Genomic DNA, 6,982 nt, shown 5'->3' with positions numbered 1-6,982 from the left:
CAGCCACCGACGGCCTGCAGCCGAAGCACCACCCCAGGGGTCCGGGGCGAAGCCCCGGGAACATCGACTGCGGGCGCGTCGTGGCCGATCGCGCAGTTCCCCGCGCCCCTTCGGGGCGCGAAGATCCGCCGGACACCCCTCCAGGCGCCTGGCATCCTTGGCAGGCGGGACCACGGGGCCACCGAGTGGGAGGACGGACGGAGATGACGGCCGAGACGGCGCAGACGTCACCACGACCCATGCGCGCGGACGCGCGGCGCAACTACGAGCGGCTGCTCGCCGAGGCCCGCACGGCCTTCACCGAGCACGGCACGGACGCCTCCCTCGAGGACATCGCCCGCCGCGCGGGTGTGGGCATCGGCACGCTCTACCGGCACTTCCCCAACCGCACGGCCCTGATGAGCGCCGTCTTCCAGGGCGAGCTGGACGGGCTGCTGGCACGCTCACGCGAGCTGCTGGCCTCCCCCGAGCCCTGCCGGGCCCTGGTGGCCTGGCTGCGGGCCATCGTGACGCACGCCAGCACCTACCGGGGCCTGTCCCGGGCCCTGATGGCCGCACAGAGCGACAAGGCCTCCGCCCTGTCCCGCTGCAGCCTGCCGCTGCGGGACGCGGGCAGCATGCTGCTGGCGCGGGCCCAGCAGGCCGGCGCGGTGCGCGGCGGCGTGGACATCGCCGACCTGATGCAGCTGACCAACGCCATTTCGCTGGCGGTCGAACAGTCCCCTGACGACCCCGAGTTGGCCGACCGGCTGCTGATGCTGACGCTCACGGGCCTGCGCCCGTAGGCCACCGTTGCGGCGGGCGGGAGATGCCGCCGCAACCCGGCCCGCTATCTCCGGCGGAGGTCCGCCACCCGTGCCGTCGGCGGCTGGTCGAGGGAGACCGCGCTGCGCAGCTGCGCCCCGGGCGGGCCGCCCTGCCCGGGGGCGTCCGGCCGGCCCGGGCCCAACGGGAGGCTGCGCCGCTGGCCCGGCAGCGGCGGCACATCCCGGCGGCGGGCCGGTACGGGGTCGCCCGGCACCCCTGCCGCCGAGCCCGACCCCGCGCCGGGCCCGGCGACCGAGATGTGCACGCCCTGGTCGGCGAGCGCCTGGAGCTCGGTGGCGGCACGGTCGTCGTGGGCGGGCGGCTCGTCGGTCACCAGCCGGGTGATGACGTCCGTCGGCACCGTCTGGAACATCGTGTCGGTGCCCAGCTTGGTGTGGTCGGCGAGCACGACCACCTCGGCCGCGGCCTGCACCAGCGCCCGGTCCACGCTCGCGGAGAGCATGTTGGACGTGGACAGCCCGCGCTCGGCGGTGAGACCGCTCCCGGACAGGAACGCTCTGCTCACCCGCAGCCCCTGCAGGGACTGCTCGGCCCCGCTGCCCACGAGGGCGTAGTTGGAGCCGCGCAGGGTGCCGCCGGTCATGACGACCTCGACCCGGTTGGCATGGGCCAGGGCCTGGGCGACGAGCAGGGAGTTGGTGACCACGGTGAGCCCCGGCACCCGGGCGAGCCGGCGGGCCAGCTCCTGGGTGGTGGTGCCGGCGCCGACGACGACGGCCTCGCCCTCCTCGACGAAGCTCGCCGCCAGATCGGCGATGGCCGTCTTCTCGGCGGTCGCTAGATGGGATTTCTGCGGGAAGCCGGACTCCCTGGTGAATCCGCCCGGCAGCACCGCACCGCCGTGCCGGCGGTCGAGCAGTCCTTCGGCCTCCAGAGCCCGCACGTCCCGCCGTACGGTCACTTCGGAGGTCTGGACGACGCGGGCGAGCTCACGGAGCGAAACCGCTCCGTTGGCCCGCACCATTTCGAGGATCAATTGACGACGTTCTGCAGCGAACACGAAACCGACAGTAACGCCAACGACCATCTGTTTTCAGCAGGTTGCAGCAATTAACGGAAGTTGTCCGCACTGCAACCCGGGAAGTGGTATGGGCCGTCACCGGCCCCGGTTCACGCCTCCCGCTGCGTCTTCCGCGTGTGCAGCTGCCGCGCCACCTCGGCGATCGAGCCGGAGAGCGAAGGGTAGACGGTGAAGGCGCTGGCGATCTGCTCCACGGTCAGGTTGTTGTCCACCGCGATCGAGATCGGGTGGATCAGCTCGCTGGCCCGCGGGGACACCACCACACCGCCCACCACGATGCCCGTGCCGGGGCGGCAGAACATCTTCACAAAACCGTCCCGGATGCCTTGCATCTTCGCGCGCGGATTGCGCAGCAACGGAAGTTTGACGACACGGGCGTCAATCAATCCGTTGTCGACGTCGGCCTGGGTGTACCCGACCGTCGCAATCTCCGGATCCGTAAATACGTTCGCGGATACCGTCTTGAGATTGAGCGGCGCCACCGCGTCGCCCAGGAAGTGGTACATCGCGATGCGGCCCTGCATCGCCGCCACGGACGCCAGCGCGAAGACCCCGGTGCAGTCACCGGCCGCGTAGACACCCGGCGCGCTGGTCCGCGAGACCTTGTCCGTCCAGATGTGGCCGGACTCCAGGAGCCGGACCCCGGCCTCCTCCAGTCCGATCCCGGCAGTATTGGGGATCGACCCGACGGCCATCAGGCAGTGCGTCCCGGTGATGACCCGGCCGTCGGCCAGGGTGACCTCCACCCGGTCCCCCACGCGCTTGGCCGACGCGGCGCGCGAGCGCGCCATCACGTTCATCCCGCGCCGCCGGAAGACGTCCTCCAGCACGGCGGCCGCGTCCGGGTCCTCGCCCGGCAGCACCCGGTCCCGCGAGGACACCAGCGTCACCTTCGAGCCCAGCGCCTGGTAGGCGCCCGCGAACTCGGCACCCGTGACACCCGAGCCGACCACGATGAGCTCCTCGGGGAGCTCCTCCAGGTCGTACACCTGCGTCCAGTTCAGGATCCGCTCGCCGTCCGGCAGCGCGTCCGGGATCTCCCGCGGGTGGGCACCCGTGGCGACCAGCACGGCGTCCGCGACCAGGGTCTCCTCGGTGCCGTCGGCGGCGCGCACCACGACCGTGCGCGACCCGTCGGGCTCCCGGTTCGGCTCCAGCCGCCCGCGCCCGCGCATCACCCGGCCGCCGGCCCGCGTGACCGACGCCGTGATGTCGTGGGACTGCGCCAGCGCGAGCCGCTTCACACGGCGGTTGACCTTGCCCAGGTCGACGCCGACGACCGTGCCGTCCTCGCCGTCGTCGACGGTGATCCCCAGCTCCTCGTACGAGGAGTCGAAGTTGGTCTTCACCTCGGCCGTCGCGATGAGAGTCTTCGAGGGCACGCAGTCGGTGAGCACCGACGCCCCGCCCAGACCGTCGCAGTCGACGACGGTCACCTCCGCGCCGAGCTGAGCGGCTACCAGCGCCGCTTCGTAGCCGCCGGGTCCGCCACCGATGATCACGATCCGAGTCACGTACTCCATTGTCCCGCACCCATTCGAAGTGACTCCTTCCGGGGCCCGGTTACCCGTCCGCAGCCCGTGTCCGAGCGAGGATCCGTGCGAGCTTCGGCAGAAAATTCCGTACGAACCTCCCTTCGAGACTGCCACCCCAAATGCCGTCCCGCCTCACTCCCGTACCCTCGGAACCATGTCGCTCTACGCCGCGTACGCCGGCAACCTCGATGCGCGGCTGATGTCCCGCCGCGCCCCGCACTCGCCGCTGCGCGGCACGGGCTGGCTCAACGGCTGGCGGCTGACGTTCGGCGGGGAACAGATGGGCTGGGAGGGCGCCCTCGCCACCATCGTCGAGGCCCCCCGCTCACAGGTCTTCGTCGCCCTCTACGACATCGCTCCGATGGACGAGGACTCGATGGACCGTTGGGAGGGTGTCGGCCTCGACATCTACCGCCGGATGCGGGTGCGGGTGCACACGCTGGACGGAGAGGAGCCGGCGTGGGTGTACGTCCTGAACGGCTACGAGGGCGGGCTGCCCTCGGCCCGCTATCTGGGCGAGATCGCCGACGCCGCCGAGTCGGCGGGGGCGCCGCACGACTATGTGATGGAGCTCCGCAAGCGGCCCTGCTGAACGAAGGGCCCCGGGGCGCGGCCCCGGGGCGCGGGCTTCGTCGCAAGGCACAAAGCAACAATTGGAACTCCGTAAGCGACGACATCTACGCGCGTAGGCATGGAGCGGTTACCCTCGTCGGCGTGAACGCATCAGTTACCCCCCAGACCGACCCGTACGCCGCGGCCGACGCCGCCGCCGCCCGCCTGCGCGAGCTCACGGGCGCCGAGACCCACGACGTCGCCCTGGTCATGGGCTCCGGATGGGTTCCCGCCACCGAGGCCCTCGGCACCCCCGAGGCCGAGTTCGCCGTCACCGAGCTCCCCGGCTTCTCCGCCGCCGCCGTCGCCGGCCACGCGGGCACCGTGCGCTCCTACAAGGTCAACGACAAGCGCGCGCTCGTCTTCCTCGGCCGCACGCACTACTACGAGGGCCGCGGCGTCGCCTCCGTCGTCCACGGCGTCCGCACCTCCGTCGCCGCGGGCTGCAAGACCGTCGTCCTCACCAACGGCTGCGGCGGCCTCCGCGAGGGCATGCGCCCGGGTCAGCCGGTGCTGATCAGCGACCACATCAACCTCACGGCGACCTCGCCGATCGTCGGCGCCAACTTCGTCGACCTCACCGACCTGTACTCGCCGCGGCTGCGCACCCTGTGCAAGGAGGTGGACCCGTCCCTCGAGGAGGGCGTCTACGTCCAGTTCCCCGGCCCGCACTACGAGACCCCGGCCGAGATCAGGATGATCCGCACCCTCGGCGCGGACCTGGTCGGCATGTCCACCACCCTCGAGGCCATCGCCGCCCGCGAGGCCGGCGCCGAGGTCCTGGGCATCTCCCTCGTGACGAACCTGGCCGCGGGCATGACCGGCGAGCCGCTCAACCACGAAGAGGTCCTGCAGGCCGGCCGCGACTCGGCCGTCCAGATGGGCGAGCTCCTCGCCAAGGTTCTGCCGCGCCTCTAGGCTTGCCGCCTTTTTGTCCCCTGGGGCGGTTCCACCACGGGTGGGACCGCCCCTTCCGGGCGTTCTGCGCCCGGACGTGCCCACGCACGTGAGGGGGTGCAGGGCGGGACGGGCCCCGGCAGGGGGCGTAAAGGACTATTTGTGGCTGTGAGGGGGCACCCCATGGGTGCCGCCGAGGCCACGAATAGTTCAGCCCCCAGAGGGGCCCGTCCCGCCCTGCACCCCCGCCCCACGCACCCCGCAACCACGACGCCCCGCAACCTCCGGAGGAACCCCGTGCAGCGAGACCTCATCGCCCAGGCCAGGACGTGGCTCGCCGAGGACCCCGACCCCGAGACCCGCGACGAGCTCGCCAAGCTCATCGACGCCGAGGACCTCGCCGAGCTCGGCGCCCGCTTCGCCGGCACCCTCCAGTTCGGCACCGCCGGCCTCCGCGGCGAACTCGGCGCCGGCCCCATGCGCATGAACCGCTCCGTCGTCATCCGCGCCGCCGCCGGCCTCGCCGGGTACCTGAAGAAGCAGGGCCACACCGGTGGCACGGTCGTCGTCGGCTACGACGCCCGCTACAAGAGCGCCGACTTCGCCCGCGACACCGCCGCCGTCATGGTCGGCGCCGGCCTCAGGGCCGTGGTCATGCCGCGCCCGCTGCCCACCCCCGTCCTCGCCTTCGCGATCCGCCACCTCGGCGCCGTCGCCGGCGTCGAGGTCACCGCCAGCCACAACCCGCCCCGGGACAACGGCTACAAGGTCTACCTCGGCGACGGCTCCCAGATCGTGCCCCCGGCAGACGCCGGCATCGCCGCCGAGATCGCGGCGGTCGCGAGCCTGAACGACGTGCCGCGCCCCGACGCCGGCTGGGAGACCCTCGTCGAGGACGACATCCTCGGCGCCTACCTGGCCCGCACCGACGCCGTCCTGACCGGCGGCTCCGCGCGTGACATCCGCGTCGTCTACACGCCCATGCACGGCGTCGGCCGCGACGTGCTGACCGCCGCCTTCGCCCGGGCCGGCTTCCCCGCCCCGGCCGTCGTCGCCGAGCAGGCCGAGCCGGACCCGGACTTCCCGACCGTCGCCTTCCCGAACCCCGAGGAGCCGGGCGCGATGGACCTGTCCTTCGCGACCGCCCGCGAGGCGGCGGCCCGCGGCGAGGCCCCGGACATCATCATCGCCAACGACCCCGACGCGGACCGCTGCGCGGTGGCCGTACCGGCGGACGACACCGTCGAGGGCTGGCGCATGCTGCGCGGCGACGAGGTGGGCGCCCTGCTGGCCGAGCACTTGGTGCACAAGAACGCCGCCGGGACGTTCGCGACGACGATCGTCTCGTCGTCGCTGCTCTCGCGGATCGCCGCCGCCGGCACCGGCACGCCCTACGAGGAGACCCTGACGGGCTTCAAGTGGCTCGCCCGGGTGGACGGCCTGCGCTACGCGTACGAGGAGGCGCTGGGCTACTGCGTCGACCCGGAGGGCGTGCGCGACAAGGACGGCATCACGGCCGCGCTGCTGATCGCCGAGCTGACCGCCGAGCTGAAGGAGCACGGCCGCACGCTGAGCGACCTGCTGGACGACCTCGCGGTCGAGCACGGGCTGCACGCCACCGACCAGCTGTCGGTGCGCGTCGAGGACCTGTCGGTCATCGCGTCGGCGATGCGGCGCCTGCGGGAGCAGCCGCCGGCGGTGCTGGCCGGGCTGCACGTGGTGTCGGCCGAGGACCTGAGCAAGGGTACGGAGTCGCTGCCGCCGACGGACGGCCTGCGGTACCACCTGGCCGGTGACGAGGCCGGACAGGTCTCCGGGGCCCGGGTGATCGTGCGACCGAGCGGCACGGAGCCGAAGCTGAAGTGCTACCTGGAGGTCGTGGTGCCGGTGGCGGATGCCGCTGCACTGGCCGGGGCCCGGGTGCACGGTGGTGAGGTGCTGGCCGCCATCAAGACGGACCTGGCGCGGGCCGCCGGGATCTGACCCCGTCAGGGGTGGGTCGGGTGCGGGGTGGGAGCGGGACGGGTCCTTCCGGGGACTGAACTTTTTACGGCGGTCTGTTCCACGCGAGGGTGCCCCGCCCTCTCGC

Annotated in this window: 6 protein-coding genes; 4 read left to right on the top strand and 2 right to left on the bottom strand. The window is 72.4% G+C overall.

The features are described from left to right. The first annotated feature begins 203 nt into the window (after positions 1–203). A complete protein-coding gene (locus tag ACWD4B_RS34625; RefSeq protein ID WP_227727107.1) occupies positions 204–785 on the top strand; it encodes a TetR/AcrR family transcriptional regulator in 582 nt (193 codons plus the stop codon). A gap of 44 nt (positions 786–829) precedes the next feature. Here the strand turns inward: ACWD4B_RS34625 and ACWD4B_RS34620 are convergent, their stop codons facing one another. Continuing rightward, positions 830–1,792 (bottom strand): DeoR/GlpR family DNA-binding transcription regulator, encoded by a 963-nt coding sequence (locus ACWD4B_RS34620; protein ID WP_451424495.1) that lies wholly within the window; start codon positions 1,790–1,792, stop codon positions 830–832. 146 nt (positions 1,793–1,938) lie between these two features. After that, complete coding sequence (locus ACWD4B_RS34615; RefSeq protein WP_336416195.1) at positions 1,939–3,372, bottom strand: NAD(P)H-quinone dehydrogenase; 1,434 nt, start codon at positions 3,370–3,372, stop codon at positions 1,939–1,941. Positions 3,373–3,538: 166 nt separating this feature from the next. Between ACWD4B_RS34615 and ACWD4B_RS34610 the strand changes: the two genes are divergently transcribed. The 3 genes from ACWD4B_RS34610 to ACWD4B_RS34600 all read left to right on the top strand — a co-directional run bounded on the left by ACWD4B_RS34610 (position 3,539) and on the right by ACWD4B_RS34600 (position 6,876). Next, positions 3,539–3,976: a gamma-glutamylcyclotransferase gene (locus ACWD4B_RS34610; RefSeq protein ID WP_190130299.1), complete on the top strand. Its 438-nt coding sequence runs from the start codon at positions 3,539–3,541 to the stop codon at positions 3,974–3,976. Between the two features lie 122 nt (positions 3,977–4,098). After that, positions 4,099–4,914, top strand: a complete 816-nt coding sequence (locus tag ACWD4B_RS34605) for a purine-nucleoside phosphorylase (RefSeq protein WP_336416193.1) — start codon at positions 4,099–4,101, stop codon at positions 4,912–4,914. A 276-nt stretch (positions 4,915–5,190) separates the two neighbouring features. Beyond that, positions 5,191–6,876 carry a phospho-sugar mutase gene (locus ACWD4B_RS34600; RefSeq protein WP_451424494.1) on the top strand — a complete coding sequence of 562 codons (1,686 nt, stop codon included), beginning with the start codon at positions 5,191–5,193 and terminating at the stop codon, positions 6,874–6,876. The last annotated feature ends 106 nt before the right edge of the window (positions 6,877–6,982 follow it).

The organism is Streptomyces sp. NPDC002536, assembly GCF_053594995.1.
Note: the sequence above shows the minus strand (reverse complement) of the source record. Positions and strands in the feature narration are given on the sequence as shown.